The organism is Microbulbifer mixtoriginis (SeqCode) (assembly GCF_052466695.1).
The window spans coordinates 2,491,719-2,510,066 of sequence record NZ_CP174285.1 but is presented as its reverse complement, the minus strand read 5'-3'; the positions used below and the strand labels follow the sequence as shown (position 1 = coordinate 2,510,066).

Sequence of the window (18,348 nt, the reverse complement as noted above, 5' to 3'; positions counted from 1 at the left end):
AGCTATTCAGGATGGAAAGCGCTCCAGTTTAGGAGTACGAAAAAAAGCTGAAAGGCAGCTTGATGAGGGTTAAACTAAAATTTAGGATTTGTTTTAAGCTTCTAAGTCTTTTGTAGATGTAATATCAGTTTGCCCTATATCTCAGGTTGACCCAATATGCCGGCTCTATAGAGCTGACCCCCTAAATCATTCGATCGCGAGATGATTAAGTTCCCAACTATCAATAAGATTTCGTATATACGATAGTATATAGATTAATAGCTGATACTCCCTATCATACAGCCGCTTTCATACTCATTGCCAAATTTCATATGAGGCTTTAATGAGTGTTCACGGACGAAATCAATTTATCCTATGATGACCCTCTGGGTTGGTATATTGCTTTATGTGGTTATGTTTTAACCAGATTGTAACTTTTGCGGTGAGAATCATGTTTGCGGTATTGAGAACCGGCCCCCTCATTAGTCTCCCTAAGGAGTTCTCTGAAAAACATGTCTGTATGAACTCCTTTGATAGAAGAGCTGAGTTAATCTTGAGGATGGGAGAAAAGCTAATCGTTGGGTGTTGGCAACAGATTTAGTATAGTTTGCCTTTGCCAAAGATATCTATCAGGTGAAGTATCTACCTAGGTTACCAGAGCGACACTCCAACTTTATGACTTTCTCCCAATTCTTTGTTGCCGGCACTTTCGTTCTAGTTATCTTTATTTTGATTTTTAGTCGCGTTCGTCCCTCTCTAGTTTTTGCCTCTGCTGCTACTGTATGTTTTTTGATCGGCTTGGTTCCTGTCGAGTCAGTTCTACAAAAAGCAGTTAATCCCGGCCTGGTGACATTGGTCGTGTTACTTCTAATCTCTATTGGCTTGGAGAAAGCACGCTGGCTCAGGGCGATCTCTGATGGATTGATCGGTGGGAGGTTGAAATCCAGCTTACTAAGACTTACTAGTGCTACAGCCTTGAGTTCTGCTTTTTTAAATAATACAGCTATTGTCGCGGCGTTGGCATCCAGCGTTAAGGCTCAGAAGCGCCACCCCTCAGGTAAGCTGCTGTTGCCGTTATCTTATGCGGCTATTCTCGGTGGTACGCTGACACTGATAGGTACCTCCACAAATTTGATTGTGAATAGCTTTGTTCTGGATAGGGGGGAAGCGTCACTGGACTTTTTTGCTTTCCTACCTATTGGTAGTGCTGCGGTTGTGGTCGGGCTGGTAGTATTGTTTCTGTGCAATCGTCTGCTCCCCGAAGGAGGCGCTGTAGAGGAGGAGGCGGCTCAATATTTGTTGGAGGCTGAAGTCACTCCCGCTTCACCGTTGGATGGTCGTAGTGTCGAGCAAAACAATTTGCGCCAACTCGAAACACTTTACCTAATCGAGATTGTCCGTGGAGGGCAGAGTATTAGCCCTGTGGCCCCCACCGAACTTATTCGTAGTGGTGACAAGCTGATTTTTAGTGGTGATGTACGTGACATACAAAGGCTCCAGGCTATAGAGGGGCTGCATTTGTTTGCATTGGATGATGATACTCTGCATATGGACCTGACAGAGGTCGTTCTAACTCCCAATTCCAGTATCGTCGGTGAAACCTTAAAAAGTTGTCAGTTTCGAACTCGTTTCGATGCAGCCGTGGTGGCAATGCGCCGAGGCGGTGATCGCTTGTCCGGAAAGCTTGGTGAGATTGAGCTTCAACCTGGAGATGCCTTACTTTTGGCGGTAGGACAGGATTTTAAGCACCATCGTAATATTGATAAGAACTTCTATGTAATCAGTGGTACTGATGTACAGCGCCAACTAACTTCTAGGGACAGCTGGTTACTGGGGCTGGGGTTCGCGAGTGTTGTGGCAGGATCAGCTCTGGGGTTTTTTTCACTACTAAAAGGCTTGGTGGTATTGCTAGGTTTTATGGTGATATTGAACATCGTTACTACCACTGAACTACAGCGGCGCTTTCCATTCCAGATCTGGATCATTATTGCCAGTGCGTTAGTCTTAGCAGAAGCTTTCTCCGGTAGTGGACTGGCAGATAGTCTTGCTCTGTCAATGCGAGATTCACTCCAGGGGGCCGGGCCATTTGTTGGGGTTATTGGTATTTTTTTGTTAACTCTGTTGTTAACCGAATTGATGACCAATAATGCTGCAGCGGCGCTCACATTTCCATTAGCCTGGAGTTTAGCCGATAGCTTTGGCGTTAGTTGGATGCCGTTTGTGATGGCTGTAGCCTATGGGGCCAGTGCAAGCTTCCTGACACCTTTTGGCTATCAAACTAATTTAATTGTACAAAACTTGGGTGGTTACCATTTACGTGACTTCTTACGTGCAGGCTTACCCCTCACAATTGCCTATTCAATTACAGTTTTGATACTACTGCCAATCATATTTCCTTTTAAGTGATGACCCTATATTTACCTGAACTATTGGAGTATGAATGGAAGTAGTCAGCCGTTGGATCGTTGTAGAGGAGGGGCCTAATCCCTCGACCGATTACTTTGTTATTCCCTACTTACGCAAACTTGGGGTAAATATCAAGCGCTTGAATTTCAATGAGCTTCCTTCTGAAGGTGAGCTCAAAGAGGCGCAGCTCATTTTTGTACGTTATATTTCTCGTTCCTGGCAATCACTGATACAACAGAATTTAAGTAAGTTATCTGGCGTTTCGGTATTTCTTGATGATGATTTGTTGGATTGGTCGGCCTTCGCGAGGATGCCAGTGCGCTATCAGGCCAAAATCCTGCGCTATAGCTGGTCCAAACAGCGTTGGCTAAAGTCTATAGGGGCGAAATTACTGGTCTCAACTCCATTTCTACAGAATAAATATCGGGATTGGTCCCCTGAATTATTGTCGGCAGAGCCACTGGATCTAGATAAGGGACAGCAACTTTCTATTTTCTATCATGGATCAGCGTCCCACTATGAGGACATCAACTGGCTCTATCCAATTATCAAAGAAGTAATGGCAGAAAATCCGGATCTGAGCTTTGAGATTATTGGGGATAAACATGTAAATCGTTTATTTAGTGGTGTACCAAGAGTACGGGTACTGTACCCCATGAAATGGCCTACTTATTTATCCTTGCTACGGAGGCCGGGACGTTCTATAGGCTTAGCTCCTCTTTTGGATAGCCCCTTCAATAGGGCAAGATCCCATACCAAATTTTATGATATTACGCAGGCAGGTGCGGTGGGCATTTATGCGGAGGGGGATATCTACGGTAAGGTGGTTCGACATCAGGAGAATGGAATTCTATTGCCTATGGAGCCATCACTCTGGATAGAAGGCATTTTACAATTGGCAGCTGATGATGCTTTAAGAGGAAAACTGCTGAGTGAGGCAAAAAAATGCCTGTAGTTGGGCACTGCTCTTTAGGGCTTAGTAGAATGCGTACCCTAGAGCGTTTTCTTGGTGCTAAGTGTCAATATGTATTTTCCAGGCCTAATAGAAACGTAAGCCAAATGGTGGGCTGGGGGCTCAAGGCTACGTCGATAAAGGCAAAGCGAATAGCCACACGGAATGGACTTCCTTACTTCTGTATTGAGGATGGTTTCTTACGCTCTCTGGGATTGGGAGTGGAGGGAGCACAAGCGCATAGTTTGGTCATGGACTATAGCGGTATTTATTACGACGCCTCTCGCCCCAGTGATCTTGAGGGCTTGATCAGTGCGAGTGATTTTAGCGTTGAAGAACTCAATAGGGCTGAAAATGGACTTCATCTTCTTCGTACCCACCGTTTGTGCAAATATAACAAATCGGTTGACATTCCTCTGGATTTAGCTGATGAGCGTCCGGCGATCCTGGTGGTAGACCAGACTTATGGTGATATATCAATAACCGCTGGGTTGGCTTCCGAGAGGCACTTCCGGGAAATGCTGCGAAGTGCGATTACTGAAAATCCAGGTGCTGAGATCTGTGTCAAAGTGCATCCTGACGTTATTTCAGGCAGAAAACGTGGTTATTTGCAAGAGCTTGCAAAGCAAGAAGGCTGTAGGATTATTGGACAGGATTTATCTCCATGGTCAATATTTGACCGCGTTGAAAAAGTCTATGTAGTTACCAGTCAGCTGGGTTTTGATGCATTGATCGCAGGTAAGGAAGTGCACTGTTTTGGTGTTCCTTTCTATGCAGGCTGGGGGCTCACAAAGGATCGCCAGCTTGTTAACAGACGCAATGTAAAACGAACACTGGCTGAAATTTTCTGTGCGGCCTATCTTCGTTATTGCCGTTATATCAATCCTTATACGGGTGTTATATGCGAATTTGAAGATACGTTGTCATTGATTTTGGAACAAAAAAGACAGTGGCAACGTTTTCAGGGGACATGGTTAGGAATTGGATTTTCCCCATGGAAACGCAGTTTTATTCCCAATTTTTTGGGCGATAAATCTAGGATTACTTTCTTCAGGTCTCTTGATAGGGCTGCAATAATCAGACCTAATACCAATATTTTGGTGTGGGCCAGTAAGGTTACAGATACTTTGGTTGAGCAGTGTCAACAAAATCAATTAAATTTATGGAGAATTGAAGATGGTTTTCTACGCTCAGCGGGTTTGGGTGCTGACCTGGTAAAACCAAGCTCATTGGTGCTGGATGCGTGTGGTATTTATTTTGATGCCCGCTATTCCAGTGATCTGGAAGTGTATCTCAATAGTGCTAGATTTCCATCGGAAAGTTTAATTCAAGCAAAAATATTGCGAGATAATTTAATAAATAAAAGAGTAACTAAATATAACATTGGTCGAGAATTGTCACCTTATGAGCTGGAAATTCCGAGGGGTAAAAAAATTATTCTAATTCCCGGTCAAGTTGAGAGTGATGCTTCCATTGCCACTGGATCGCCACAAATAAAAAGTAACTATGCTTTGTTGAAAGAGGTGAGGGCGAGAAATCCTAGTGCCCATATTATCTATAAGCCCCACCCAGATGTTGTTGAAGGTGCGAGAGAAGGGGGGATGCCTGTAGGTGCAAAATCCCTTTACGACAGTTTAATTGAAAAAGGTGATATTTCTCTGCTTTTGGATAAAGTGGATGAAGTGCATACCATGAGTTCACTGTGTGGTTTTGAGGCTTTGTTGCGAGAAATCAAAGTGGTAACTTATGGGCTTCCTTTTTATGCTGGTTGGGGACTTACAGAAGATATACTTCTCAGTGCGCCAGTATATGACGCTTTCGATTTGCAGTCTTTTAAACTTCGGCGGCAAAGAGCGTTAAGTTTGGAGCAATTAATCGCTGGTACTCTACTTTTCTATCCTGTATATGTGGATCCGGTGAGCGGTGAATTTATTGATGCAAAAACCAACATTGAGATCTTACAAAAAAGCCGCAAATCCGATCAATCGGCGAGCTTTTTCTTGCAGATATTTCGTTGGTATCGGAGTCGATTTTTAAAGTATTGAATTTCAGCTCAATACTTTTTATCTGTTGATGTGGCAACAAATATAAGTCGGTTTTGAGTATTTGATTTTGTTGGGCCTCCCTCTTTTTTATGGGGGTTAAAACCTGCTTAGAACATATTTTAATTTGGGGAGTGTTATGTGGCGTTCTATGGTTGGGCTAAGCTGGAAAGTACCAAAGTGGATTTTTGAGTTGCTCAGCTGGGGTAAAAGCTTTAAGAATAATCCCCTGCTGGGCAATAGCTTTTTAAATCGCTGTGGGTTACATGTGATCAGAGTTATTCTGGCCCACCTGCTTTTTCGATTTCGTCTTTTACTATTATCTCCTTTGGTCCCCTCAGAAGATCGACGTGAATTCATACGTAATGGTTTTTTACTTAAGAAAAATTTTCTTTCTCAGGCTGAGTTTCAGCGCTTGACTAAAGAGTTGATTGAGCTGAAGGCCCCTGTCAGAGAGGTTATTGAGGGAACTACCATTACTCAACGGGTCTTTATGGACTCTACGGAGAGAGCTAAAACACCAAACTTTCAAAGGCTTTATTCCCATAAAGGTTTGGATAGATTGATGCGTTATTGCTCTTCAAAGAATCGACCACCACTCTTTTATATTGAAAATTTATGTAACCATGCGAACGTCACTCCACGTCCAGATCCTCAGCGAGATTTGCATGCAGACACCTTTCATCCATGTGTAAAAGCCTGGTTATACATAGATGATTCTTCAGATACTAATGGCTCATTTGTTTATGTTCCCGGTTCCCACCGGTTGACATGGAAGCGGCTCAAATGGGAATACAGGCAGAGTTTGGAAGCATGCAAGAAAGGAGCCGATCGTGCTCCAGGGCGCTATTGGGATGGCTCATTTCGCGTAAGTGCTCCGGAACTGGCTGAAATGGGTTTTAAAGTGGAGAAGCTATCCGTGCCGAAAAATACGCTTATCATTGGCAATGTTTATGGTTTCCATTGCCGTGGTAGGGCGCTACAAAAGTCACACCGAATGACGGTTTGGATGCAGGCGCGTGATAACCCATTTAACCCCTTGTTCACCCCTTTTCCGAGATCAACCGCGTTGCTATTTGAGTGGATATGGAAGAAGGCGTTGAGGAAGATTGATAGCCGGAAAACAGAGGGAGGAGAACAGAGTAACTATTTTGGTACCTTTAATCGTGCTAAAAGTGTGATGGCTTCCAAAATACTTGAGTCTGAATAATTCTGAGTGCAATCGATTGAAATACATTTTATTTTAAGTTGGGTCTGTAGTGCAGAGAAAAAGTTAGCTCTTGAAAAAGTGAGCGCGCATCAAGTTATTTGAAATATATTAGAGGATTTTAAACCTGCTAGAGACGAACATTGCTAGCGAGTCCCTCGTGTAATAGGCTGTCTTGGCATTATTTTCTTTACTCTCTAGAATAGCCGTCCGTGAAGTACGCCACACTCTTCAAATGAGCAATCTCAGTGAGTCATCTGTTCTGCTATATATAAAGTGAAGGCTACTGGTGTCTATTCCGGTTCCTATAGAGCCTGCTTCCAACCCCATTACTGAAATGAATTTTGAATCTGCATCAATTTACCAGAGAAGTATCCACAGGCCCGCATCGTTTTTTAACGGGCAAACTTGTCTCTAAAGGTGGCTTTTCAGGCTATCGCCTGATGGATAAATTTGCAGTAATGTATCCTGAAGGCCTGTTTATGCCGCTAAATTAGTGCCTGTACAATCGATGTTCGTTTTTTGTTCAGAAATTCTTGGGCTATTGTATGACCAGCTTTGTGTTTCTTGTTGCGATGTTTATTGGTCTGCTATAGCAGTGGTTTGTATGTGATGAGTTATCGATCGTAGCCTTGATGTTTCATTGTTCAGTTTCAATGCCCCTAGTAGGGTGACTCCGGAGTAGGCCTATTCATGTCTGTGGCAGTATTTTTACAGGGACCGCATGGCCCGTTTTTTGCCCAGCTGGCAAAGCGGTTTTCGCAACTCGGTATTGTTACCCACAAGATCAACTTCAATGGAGGCGATCGCTACTTTGGCTGGGGGAACTACCAAGTAGATTTCACCGGTAGAGAAGCTGACTGGCCATCTTTTTTACGTCGTTATCTTTCTGAGCATGGCGCTGATACGGTTTTTGCATATGGCGACTGCAGAAGGCTGCATGAAAGCGCCAAAAAAGTATGCCAATCAATGGGAGTTGCTTTTATCGTTTTCGAGGAAGGCTATCTGCGCCCCGATTTTGTCACTATGGAGTGGGGTGGGGTTAATGCTTTTTCCTCAACTGACTGGTCCAGGCAGGCAATAGATCAATATCTACCTAGAGGCCGTACCCCGGCGCCTCCCGTTGGTCATACTTTTTGGCGGCGTGCCTACTTCGCATCTGCTTATTACTTGGCTATGCGCTTTGCCCAATCAGAATTTGCCAGTTATCGCCATCACCGGAATCGCAGTTGGTTACAGGAAGGCGTCTGTTGGCTGAGAAGCTTTTATCGTAAGGGGCTCTATAAGTTCAAAGAGCGCGGGCTTATCCGCCAGATGACTGGAAAGTACAGTGGCCGTTTTTACCTGTTTCCTTTACAGACCTGCGATGATTTTCAGTTGCGCAAGCATTCCGACCTGCTCTCGATTGAGAATGCGATAGATGTCGTGTGTAAATCTTTTGCACGAAATGCGCCTGAAGATACGGTCATTGTTTTTAAGCACCATCCGATGGACCGCGGCTTTTGCCACTATCAAAGGCTGATCAGTGTACTGGAAGCGCGTTATCGGATAAGTGGGCGGGTGATTTATTGTCATGATCTGCATTTACCGACCTTGTTGGACCATACAAGGGGTGTGGTAACTATCAACAGTACTGTGGGCATTTCCGCACTGCTTCACAAGGTGCCTACCAAGGTAATGGGGCGGTCCTTATATGATTTGCCGGGTTTGACGCACCAGGGCAGCCTTTCTAGTTTCTGGAAACAGCCAGAGCCGGTAGACATCAATTTTTTCCGGCGTTTTCATACTTATCTGTATGAGCGCACACAGGTGGATGGCAGCTTTTCCCGAGGGCTTAAGTCGACAGTGGACAGAGTTTGTGCCCGTTTGAAGGAAGTTGGTAGAAAAGACTCCATTTTGCCGCTATCAAAGCCTGTCGGCACTAATATCAGGACCGATGCAAAATGAGTGTTCAGTGGTTTTTTCACTAGATTGCGGCCCCTGCCTGGTCTTTTCTCTTCTATCATTCTCCCACTATGGGGCCGAGATTTCGCAGCTGTTGGGGCTTTCTTCTGATATCTGCTTAAAAAACAGGCTGATCTGGGACGCCTAACCTGTTAGACTGCGCGACCTTTTGACCCACCGCTCCGGTCCCACGACAGGGACTTAGGCTTCAAGTGAATTCCGAAATGACCGATACCCCAAAACCGGCCGGCTTCGACCAGCTGGGCCTGCCGCCTGAAATCCTAACTGCCATCGAAAAACTGGGCTATGAGACCCCCTCTCCGATTCAGGCACAGACAATCCCCTCCCTGTTGGAGAATCGCGATGTGCTGGGCCAGGCCCAAACCGGCACCGGCAAAACAGCTGCTTTTGCACTGCCTTTACTGTCCAAACTGGATCTGAAAAACCGTCGGCCGCAAGCTTTGGTATTAGCGCCGACTCGTGAATTGGCTATCCAGGTAGCCGAGGCTTGCCAGGCTTATGCTTCTAACCTGAAAGGCTTCCACGTGGCTCCAATTTATGGCGGTGCTGACTATCGTGGACAGATCCAACAATTAAAACGCGGTGTGCAGCTAGTGGTGGGTACCCCTGGCCGAGTGATGGATCATATGCGTCGCGGTTCCCTGGATCTCTCCAATCTGAGTACCTTGGTGCTGGATGAGGCCGATGAAATGTTGCGCATGGGTTTTATCGACGATGTGCAGTGGGTATTGGAACAGATTCCGGAAGAGCGCCAGATCGCGCTGTTCTCCGCTACCATGCCCAAAGAGATCGCTCGGATAGCTCGCGAGCATTTACACGAGCCGGTTGAAGTCAAAATCCGTGTTAAGCAAGAGACTGCGGAGACCATCCGCCAGCGCTACTGGCCCGTGGGCGGTTTGCATAAACTGGATGCCCTGACTCGTATCCTCGAAGCCGAGCCGGTAGATGCAACGATTATTTTCGTACGCACCAAAAACAGCACTGTTGAGCTTGCAGACAAGCTGGCAGCGCGCGGTTTCGCCAGTGCCGCCCTGAATGGCGATATGGCGCAGAACCTGCGCGAGCAGGTAATCGATAAGCTCAAGAACGGCAAGCTCGATATTGTTGTGGCCACTGATGTGGCAGCGCGCGGCTTGGATGTGAAACGTATCAGCCACGTGATCAACTACGACATCCCTTACGATACCGAAGCCTATATTCACCGTATCGGTCGTACCGGCCGCGCGGGTCGTGAGGGGGATGCCATCTTGTTTGTGGCGCCGCGTGAGCGCCGTATGCTACGTGTTATTGAGAAGGCCACCAAGAAACCCATTGAGAAGCTGGAGTTACCCAGTGCCGAGATGGTTAACAGTGCCCGTATGCAGCGCTTCCGCGAGCGCATTACCGCAACCCTGGAAGGCCAGACAGACCTGGCACCCTACCGCTTGCTGGTGGAGGAATTCCTCGCCCAGAATGAAGTGGACCCACTGGATGTCGCTGCTGCCTTGGCCTCCATGGCCCAGGGTGACCAGCCGCTGCTGATCAAAGAGCAGGAGTCCAAGCCGCGCAGGGAAAGAGAACGCCGCGAGCGGGACGATGATTTTGAAGGGCGTCGTCGTAAGAAAGACGGTTATGAAAAAGACCGCAAGATGCCAGCACCCGATGAGGGGCTGGAGCGCTACCGTATCGAAGTTGGTCGCGAGCACGGTGTGCGTCCGGGTGGTATCGTTGGTGCCATTGCCAACGAGGTGGATCTGGATAGTTCCTTTATAGGTCGTATTGAGATATATGGAGACTTCACCACCGTGGACCTTCCGGAAGGTATGCCCAAGGAAATCTTCCAGCATCTGAAGAAGGTACGGGTGGCTGGTAAGCCCATGAAGATTTCCCGTTTCGATGAGTCGGCCGTTAAGGCGAAGGGCAAACCTAAAGGTAAGCCCAAGGGCAAACCCAAGGGCAAGCCCAAGTTCAAACGGGATAATGGCGGGGAGTAATCTTTTCCCAGCGAGTCCCGAGACATAAAAAACGGCGCTTATAGCGCCGTTTTTTATGCCGCAAATCTAGGGTAGCTGTGCCTAGCGCTGCGGTAGCATACGGGTCAGAGTGCTATCGCGCATGATGAAGTGGTGCCAGAGCGCGGCGGCGATATGCAGTCCCACCAATATCAGCAGGGCCGGCCACAGAACATCCTTATGCAGGAAACCGAGCTGCTTGCCCAGGTCTGAATTCTCTGCCAGTAGGCGCGGTAGGGCAAAAAGGCCAAAAAACTCTGTATCCCTGCCGAACAGCTGACGCATCGCAATACCCGAAACCGGCATTGCCAGTAAAACCAAGTAGAGAGCACCATGGGTCAGGTTGGATAAGGCCTTCTGCCAGGAGCGGCCCTGGATCTGCGGGCGCTTGTGGCGCGCACGCCAGTAGAGACGAACTGCCAGCAGCATTAACACCGCGACACCCAGAGAGAAGTGCAGGCGCATAAACCAGCCGCGCATTGGATCGTCGCGTTCAAAGAATTCGTGCAGCTCTACGGCGCCCCATACCGCCAGTAGTAGAATCACAAACAGCCAATGCAGGCCTTTACTCACTGAGTTCCAGCGATCATTCGTTGTGGACATAGAACGTCTCCTGTAAAGCAGCGCCCAGCACGGGCGTTAGGTTGCGGCGGGCGTGTGCACCCGCTCCAGTTATCTGTTGCTGATAGTAGTGGCTAGTTCGCTTAACTCGCCGCGCGAATCCCATTTAGATGGCTAAAACAGGTATCCCGGGCAGTCCGCAGAAAGTCAGCGGCATAGGCTTGCTCCAGCATTTCCTCGCGTACGGCGGCATAAAGGGTACTCCATAGACCCTTTTTTCCCAGACGCAGCTGCGCCACAAATCCTTTTTGCAGATATTCGTGCAAGGCCCAGTTGGGCAGAGCGCACACACCGCGGCCACTGGCCACTAGCTGCACCATCATAACCGTCAACTCTGCCGTGCGTACACCCGCGGGCTCGATGCCAGCGGGCTCGAGGAAATTCTGGAAAATATCCAGCCGCTCCCGCTCCACCGGGTAAGTGATCTGTACCTCCCCGGCCAACTCCCCGGGAGTCACCCAGCGGCGTTTGGCATCATCTTGCAATAGTGGATGTTTGCGGCTGAGTGCCAGGCACATCTCAAAGCTGAATAGTGGCTGATAGTGGATGCCTTTCAAATCCCGGTCTGGATTAGAGGTGACCACCAGATCCAAGTCACCGCGGGTAAGGGCTGGCAGCGGTGCGAAGTGAAAGCCACTGCACAGATCCAGCTCCACCTCGGGCCAGTCGTCGCGATAAGTATTCAAAGCCGGCATCAACCACTGGTAACAGCTGTGGCATTCGATCGCGATATTCAAGCGTCCCGACTGGCCGGAGGCCAGCCGTGCCAAGTCTCGCTGGGCTAGAGCCGCGCGCGGCAATATGTCATCGGCCAGCTGCAGCAGGCGCAAGCCGGCGCTGGTAAAGCGCAGCGGGCGGGACTTGCGCACAAATAGTGACAGGTTGTGGCGCTCCTCCAATTCCCGGAACAGATGAGAGAGGGCCGACTGGGTCAGGTGTAGATGCTCAGCGGCGCGCACCAGGCTGCCAGTCTCACGCAGAACAGAGAGGGCGCGCAGATGGCGCATTTCTATCATCATTAAAATTATTCATGTTTATGGCAAAAAATATGAAATTGATTGAATAACATTGCAGGCACACAATCAAGTCCTAAGCCTCACAAGTGGTGAAGCCGCAATCGGTAGACAAATAGCGCCGACATGTGTGGGCAGGAAAAAAGGGCTTGGCCCCTCTCACAGGAACGGACTTGGGAAAGTAGAAAATGGTGCAAACGCATGTCCTTGGTTATCCGCGCATCGGCGCTGATCGCGAACTAAAGAAAGCTCAGGAAGCCTATTGGCGCGGTGAAATATCTCAGCAGCGGCTACTGGAGGTTGGTGAGAGTATTCGCCGGGAGAACTGGCAGGCCCAGGCAAGTGAGGGGCTCAATTCAGTGACGGTTGGCGATTTTGCCTGGTATGACCAGGTGCTCAATCATTCGCTGATGTTTGGTGTGGTTGCTGAGCGCTTTGCCGAAGGGGCTGCGAACAATAAATTGGACCAGTACTTTCGTCTGGCCCGCGGCCGCGCACCCTCCGGTCAACCGGTTGCGGCGAGTGCCATGACCAAGTGGTTCGATACCAATTATCACTATTTAGTGCCAGAGCTTCACGAGAAGCAAACTTTTACCCTGGATAGTAATTGGTTGCTGGAAGAAATACGTGAAGCACAAGCCCTGGGTTATAAGGCCAAGCCGGTGGTTCTTGGGCCGCTCACTTACCTCTGGTTGGGGCGGGGTGTTGATGATGTTCTGGATTTGCTCGCCAATCTATTGCCCTGCTATACCGAGCTGTTTTCCCAGATTGAAAGCCTGGGGGTGGAGTGGGTGCAAATTGATGAGCCGATTCTCGGCTTGGATTTGCCAGAGCAGTGGCGCAAAGCGTTTCAAGCTGTGTATGCCCAACTCAACCACACGGCAAATTTGCAATTGTTGCTGACGACCTATTTTTCCTCGTTGCGGGAAAACCTGCAGTTGGCTTTTTCCCTGCCGGTTGCGGGAGTACACATTGACTGCGTACGGGCGCCAGAGGAGCTTGCGGAAGCCGCGCAGTTGCTTGGGGAAGATCAGGTACTTTCCGCCGGGGTACTAAATGGCCGCAATGTTTGGCGAGCGGATTTGCAGAAGTGGCACTCACAGCTGAAGTCTCTGGCGGATCGTTTGGGCGGGCGCCTATGGGTTTCAGCCAGCTGCTCACTACTGCACAGCCCGGTGGACTTGGATACCGAAACATCGTTGCCGGCTGAGCAAAAACAAAAGCTTGCCTTCAGTCGCCAGAAGCTAGCGGAGTTGGCCCAGTTGCAAAAACTATTGGCCGAGCCAGTCCCATCAACGGCAACTCCTGTAAAGAAACCTATCGCCGGCAACTCCGTCACTGAGCGCTTACAGGACAGCTGGCGTGCACCGCGCTATCAGGATCGCGCGGCACTGCAGGAAAAACGCTGGCAGTTGCCACTGTTGCCGACCACCACGATCGGTTCTTTCCCACAAACGGACCTATTGCGCAAGGTACGCCGCCAGCATCGCAGTGGTGAGATCAGTGAGTCGGATTACACCCAGCATTTGCGTGCGGAGATTGCCGAGGCGATCCGTCGCCAGGAAATTCTTGGCTTGGACGTGTTGGTACACGGTGAAGCCGAGCGCAACGATATGGTGGAGTATTTTGGCGAGCAGCTGCAGGGGTTTGTGCATACTGGCAATGGTTGGGTACAGAGCTATGGGTCCCGCTGTGTAAAACCGCCCATTATTTTCGGTGACATTTCTCGTCCACAGGCTATGACGGTGGAGTGGAGCCGCTATGCCCAGAGCCTGACCCAAAGGCCGGTAAAAGGCATGCTCACAGGTCCAGTGACGATTCTCAACTGGTCCTTCCCTCGTGAGGACATCCACCGAAGTGAAAGTTGCTTGCAGATTGCCGAGGCATTACGCCAGGAGGTATTGGATCTTGAGAATGCGGGTATAGGAATTATTCAGATTGATGAGCCGGCGCTGCGCGAGGGGGTTCCCCTGCGTGAATCCGAGCATGCTGATTATTTTGCCTGGGCGGTGGGATGTTTTCGTTTTACCTGTAGCGAGGTAAAAGCGGAAACCCAGATTCACACCCATATGTGTTATAGCAATTTCAATGCAATCATGGAGGCGATTGTCTCCTTGGATGCGGATGTCATTACTATCGAATCCGCCCGCTCAGACCTGCGTCTGCTCAGTGCTTTTGCCGATAGGAATGGCGGTTACCCCAATGAAATAGGGCCGGGAATTTATGATATCCACTCCCCTAATGTGCCTGAGCGGGAGGAGCTGGTTGAGCGTCTGAAGAAAATTGCCGAAGTAGTGCCGATACAGCGGCTTTGGGTGAACCCAGATTGTGGCTTAAAAACCCGCAGCTGGGCCGAAGTGGGCTCCTCCCTATTGAACATGGTGGAAGCGGCGCGCACTGTGCGCAGCGAGTTGGCTTAATATTTGGCTTTAAAAAAGACCGGCAGTCTTTTTGACTGCCGGTTTTTACTTTTCTTTTTTTGCTTACCGCTTTGTCTTTTTATTCAGACTTGGCTGCAATGGTAGTCGTACCATTTATTTCAAATGGTACCGAGGGGTGAAATGGTTTGATGCCCAGGGCTTGATACAGTTCATCAGGGCGATAGAGATTTTGCCCTTCAATAACCAATGCGGTGCGACGCAGTGCGCTGATATCTTCCAGCGGATTACCTTCCAGTAAAACCAGGTCTGCATTTTTACCCACGGTGATACTGCCAGTATATTGATCGGCTCCCATTACCTGGGCAGGTACCAGTGTGGCAGTACGTAGGACATCCATAGCGGGTATACCGGATTTGGCATAGAGCTCCAACTCGCGCAGCAGGGTAAACCCGGGAATACCATCGGAACCCGCTACCATGGTCACCTTGTGCTCATGCAGTTTACGCATCATTTTCAGCAGGGCATCGGCGGAGAGGTCGTAGTCATCCCTGTGTTCCGGTTTTACATCCAGCTCGGCACCGACAAATGCACGCTGAATATTCACCGGTAAATGGTCGGCGATATCTTCAAACTCCGGATCTATTTTGCCAGGTTTGCGCAGCAACATAGAGCTAAATACGGTAGTCGTGGCATCTACCACTGTACCTTTCTCAGCGAGTTTATCCAGGAATTCATCAACCTCTGCACTTTCCAAGTCCAGCTCGTGGGCATGTTCACCAATTTCGGTAAAACGTAGTTTTTTGCGGGTGTCGATCTTGCCCATAAAATTGAGGAACAGCATATTGATATGCTGGATTTCATCAAAGCCGGCATCCACCGCTTCCTCTGCGGTCATAAAGGCGGGGATATGCCCGGATAAGCGCATGCCGTTTTCGTGGATATGTTTGGCTAAGGGTGCGATCCACTCGGGCTCCATGGAGCTGTAGGTTTTTATCTGCTGGTAGCCATGTTCCGCATACCACTCGACAATTTCCTTGGCTTCTTCCAGGCTATCTGCCGTTTTACCCATGCGCATGGCATTTTCACTTTCCCTGTCCATAAAGCCCGCACGGAACAGGTCACCGCCGATAATCTGTTCGGATTCATACAGGCCGGAGATGCGCATAATATTTTCGTGGGTATTACCGATATCGCGCACATTAATAATACCGGCGGCCATATTCAGGGCACCATCAGTGGGTGATAGGTGTGCGTGCATATCCCACAGCCCGGGAATCAGGGTGTGGCCTTTGGCATCGATACGGGTGGCGTTTTGGACTTTGATTGGGCGGCGGCTAATCTTTGTGATTTTGCCGTTTTCCACCAGTAGGTGGCGACGCTTGCGAAGCTTGCCCGCTTCTACATCGACCAGATTGACGTTGCTAATCAGGATCGGTTGGGCGGAGGTATGGGTGTGCTTTTCGGCGATATCCAGTAAATACTGGTCGGAAGCGGCAACCTGGCGTTCTTTGAGCTGTTGCAGGTGGGATTTATCCCAGCCTTTGCGCAGTATGGCGAACCAGCCTCCTTCATCGGCAGCAAACAGATCACCGGATTCATCGTACCAGGCCAGGTCCGGAGTAAAACCCAGGCCACTCACACCGTAGAGATACACGGTTTTCTTCTCATCGCCCTGCTCAAGAGTGAGCTGATCCAGCTTGTGTAGCTGAGCTTGTCCTTGGGGTAGTAAACCTATGCTGTGATCCTTATCGGCAAGTAGCGCTTTTACCAGCTGGGTTTGTACGGCCAGAGTCGAGTTTTTGGGAATATAAAACTGCGCTTCGGAAGTTTTTGCGCTGCCGTGTTCATCGGTGCCTTGCCAAGTGGCCACACCATCTTTCAGTGTAAACTCTTCATTAACTGGCGCGCCAAAGGGACTGATACCTTCAATGTGGACCTGCTCGGGCATTTTGGCAGCGCCGATCGTGAAGCTCTCCTTTAGATTGAGTCGGCGGTTATTCCAACCGAGCTTTAATTCTCCGGAAATTTTTGAGCCCTTTTGTTCGATCACCTCGCTGCCGGCGATACCCTCTTTATCGTAAAAGATATATTCGATTGATTTTGCATAGGCGCAATTGGCAGTGGCAAATACCGCTGCGGCGACCAGTGTCGCTAGCCTGGACTTTTTCATAGGGTGAACCTTTCTTGTTGTTTTTGCGCAGGGGAGGTTGGCTGTTTTTTTCTATTCAGGCAAGAGATAGCAGTACAGAGAGTGATGGCTTTAGGAGTAATTTCGGCAGAAGGATGAATCAGGGCGACAGGGCGTTGGGATAAACCTCAGTGGTTTTTTATTTTACCTGTTAAGGGTGAGGGAGAGCTTGAGGAGATCCGGCAACCTGGAAGACAGCAAAACCTGCCAGATTGCCTTACTCTTGGCGAGAGCGAGTTAGAGTATTTGTTTACCTATGGCATTAATACTCTGCCTCGCAGGCGCGGGTGAGGTTCTCGTTCGCTTCGGCACCCACCACAATATTGTCCTCAATACGCACGCCGCCGTAGGGGCGGAACTCTTCAACCTTATTCCAATTAACTTCACTGGTAAGGGAGGAGACTTTCAATTCCGCAAGCAGACTATCGATAAAATAGAGCCCCGGCTCAATAGTAAACACTTGGTTTTCTTCAATAGTGCGGCTGGTGCGCAGGAAAGGGTACTCCGCAGGTGGGGGTGTGCTACCGCCATCGGGGCCACTCTGGTGACCACCCACATCATGTACCTGCAGACCGAGGAAGTGGCCCAGACCATGAGGCATAAATGGCTGGGTTAGTCCGGACTCCACCGCACTCTCGGCAGAAGATTTGATGATATCGAACTGGGCCAGCAACTCGCCAACTTTCAAGTGGCACTGGCGGTGTAGATCCGGGTAGGGCAGGCCGGGTTTGAGGCCGTCCACCAGCTGCAGCTGCTTTTCATCCATTGCCGCCACCAGCTGAGCGAACTCGCTGTCGGCATAGCTATAGGTGCGGGTGATATCCGCACAATAGCCGTTGCAATCGGCCCCTGCGTCTATCAGAAAGGTCTTTAATTCTGTGCCGGGCAGGCGCTGGGTGGAGAGGTGGGTGTAGTGCAGTATCGCCGCGTGTTCATTGAGGGCCACGATATTGCCGTACGGCATGGTGTTCTCGCCCTGGCCGGTAGCACTCAAGTAGGCCTGGTTGATCTCGAACTCGCTTGCGCCACCGCGAAAAGCCAATTCAGCGGCTCGGTGCCCTGCCACCGCAATGCGGTTGGCCTCGCGCAGACAGGCGACTTCATAAGGGGTCTTATAGGCACGCGCCCAATGTAGACGGTTGATTAGGGTTTCGGGGTTGATCTCGCCGAGTGGCCAGTCCTGGAACCTGTCGGCCTCACCAATGAAGGCGGCGTTATCCGCCTTTAGGAATTCCCGGGCATCTGCTGGCTTACTCAACAGCTCGATATCGTAGAGCTCACTCCAGAAGGTCTGTGGTGCAGGTGGGACATAGTGCCAGAAGTCCACCGGGCGGTAGAACAAGAGTTTGGGCTTCTGCCCGCGCCTGAAGATCACCCAACTGTTGGGGTTGTCGGTGATCGGTACCAGGGCCTTGAACTGGGGATTGACCTTAAAAGGGTAGGGGTTGTCATCCAGAAACTGCATCCTGGGTGCACCGCTGAATACATTCAGGGTATCGAAGCCGCAGGACTCCAATATTTCATCGTAGCGGCGGCACAGGGTGGCCATATGATCTGCGTAAAGGTTTTTATCCATGTTCTCCCCGGAATGGATCGCTGAATC

At 49.4% G+C, this 18,348-nt stretch carries 11 protein-coding genes; 7 read left to right on the top strand and 4 right to left on the bottom strand.

The window, feature by feature from the left end; genetic code table 11:
* Positions 1 to 612: 612 nt before the first annotated feature.
* From ACJJI0_RS11080 to ACJJI0_RS11055, 6 genes are all read left to right on the top strand, one after another.
* Positions 613 to 2,385, top strand: coding sequence for an SLC13 family permease (locus ACJJI0_RS11080; protein ID WP_444882595.1), 1,773 nt, complete (start codon positions 613 to 615; stop codon positions 2,383 to 2,385).
* A 34-nt stretch (positions 2,386 to 2,419) separates the two neighbouring features.
* Positions 2,420 to 3,340, top strand: a complete 921-nt coding sequence (locus tag ACJJI0_RS11075) for a glycosyltransferase (RefSeq protein ID WP_444882594.1) — start codon at positions 2,420 to 2,422, stop codon at positions 3,338 to 3,340.
* 29 nt (positions 3,341 to 3,369) lie between these two features.
* Complete coding sequence (locus ACJJI0_RS11070) at positions 3,370 to 5,382, top strand: capsule polysaccharide biogenesis protein (protein WP_444882593.1); 2,013 nt, start codon at positions 3,370 to 3,372, stop codon at positions 5,380 to 5,382.
* A 136-nt stretch (positions 5,383 to 5,518) separates the two neighbouring features.
* On the top strand, positions 5,519 to 6,589 hold the full coding sequence (locus ACJJI0_RS11065; protein WP_444882592.1) for a phytanoyl-CoA dioxygenase family protein: 1,071 nt from the start codon (positions 5,519 to 5,521) through the stop codon (positions 6,587 to 6,589).
* Positions 6,590 to 7,279: 690 nt separating this feature from the next.
* The gene (locus ACJJI0_RS11060; RefSeq protein ID WP_444882591.1) at positions 7,280 to 8,533 is read left to right on the top strand and encodes a capsule polysaccharide biogenesis protein; all 1,254 of its coding nucleotides are present in this window, start codon (positions 7,280 to 7,282) and stop codon (positions 8,531 to 8,533) included.
* A 221-nt stretch (positions 8,534 to 8,754) separates the two neighbouring features.
* Positions 8,755 to 10,524: a DEAD/DEAH box helicase gene (locus ACJJI0_RS11055; RefSeq protein ID WP_444882590.1), complete on the top strand. Its 1,770-nt coding sequence runs from the start codon at positions 8,755 to 8,757 to the stop codon at positions 10,522 to 10,524.
* Positions 10,525 to 10,605: 81 nt separating this feature from the next.
* On the opposite strand, the gene ACJJI0_RS11050 is transcribed toward ACJJI0_RS11055, so the two are convergent.
* Both ACJJI0_RS11050 and ACJJI0_RS11045 read right to left on the bottom strand, forming a co-directional pair.
* A complete protein-coding gene (locus ACJJI0_RS11050; RefSeq protein WP_444882589.1) occupies positions 10,606 to 11,145 on the bottom strand; it encodes a cytochrome b in 540 nt (179 codons plus the stop codon).
* Between the two features lie 101 nt (positions 11,146 to 11,246).
* On the bottom strand, positions 11,247 to 12,182 hold the full coding sequence (locus ACJJI0_RS11045; RefSeq protein ID WP_444882588.1) for a LysR substrate-binding domain-containing protein: 936 nt from the start codon (positions 12,180 to 12,182) through the stop codon (positions 11,247 to 11,249).
* 182 nt (positions 12,183 to 12,364) lie between these two features.
* On the opposite strand from ACJJI0_RS11045, the gene metE reads away from it, so the two are divergent.
* Positions 12,365 to 14,596: a 5-methyltetrahydropteroyltriglutamate--homocysteine S-methyltransferase gene (gene metE / locus ACJJI0_RS11040; protein WP_444882587.1), complete on the top strand. Its 2,232-nt coding sequence runs from the start codon at positions 12,365 to 12,367 to the stop codon at positions 14,594 to 14,596.
* Between the two features lie 79 nt (positions 14,597 to 14,675).
* On the opposite strand, the gene ACJJI0_RS11035 is transcribed toward metE, so the two are convergent.
* Complete coding sequence (locus ACJJI0_RS11035) at positions 14,676 to 16,727, bottom strand: amidohydrolase family protein (RefSeq protein ID WP_444882586.1); 2,052 nt, start codon at positions 16,725 to 16,727, stop codon at positions 14,676 to 14,678.
* Positions 16,728 to 17,007: 280 nt separating this feature from the next.
* Entirely contained in the window at positions 17,008 to 18,321 is a 1,314-nt protein-coding gene (gene pepQ, locus ACJJI0_RS11030; RefSeq protein ID WP_444882585.1) for a Xaa-Pro dipeptidase, read from the bottom strand.
* Between the last annotated feature and the right edge of the window lie 27 nt (positions 18,322 to 18,348).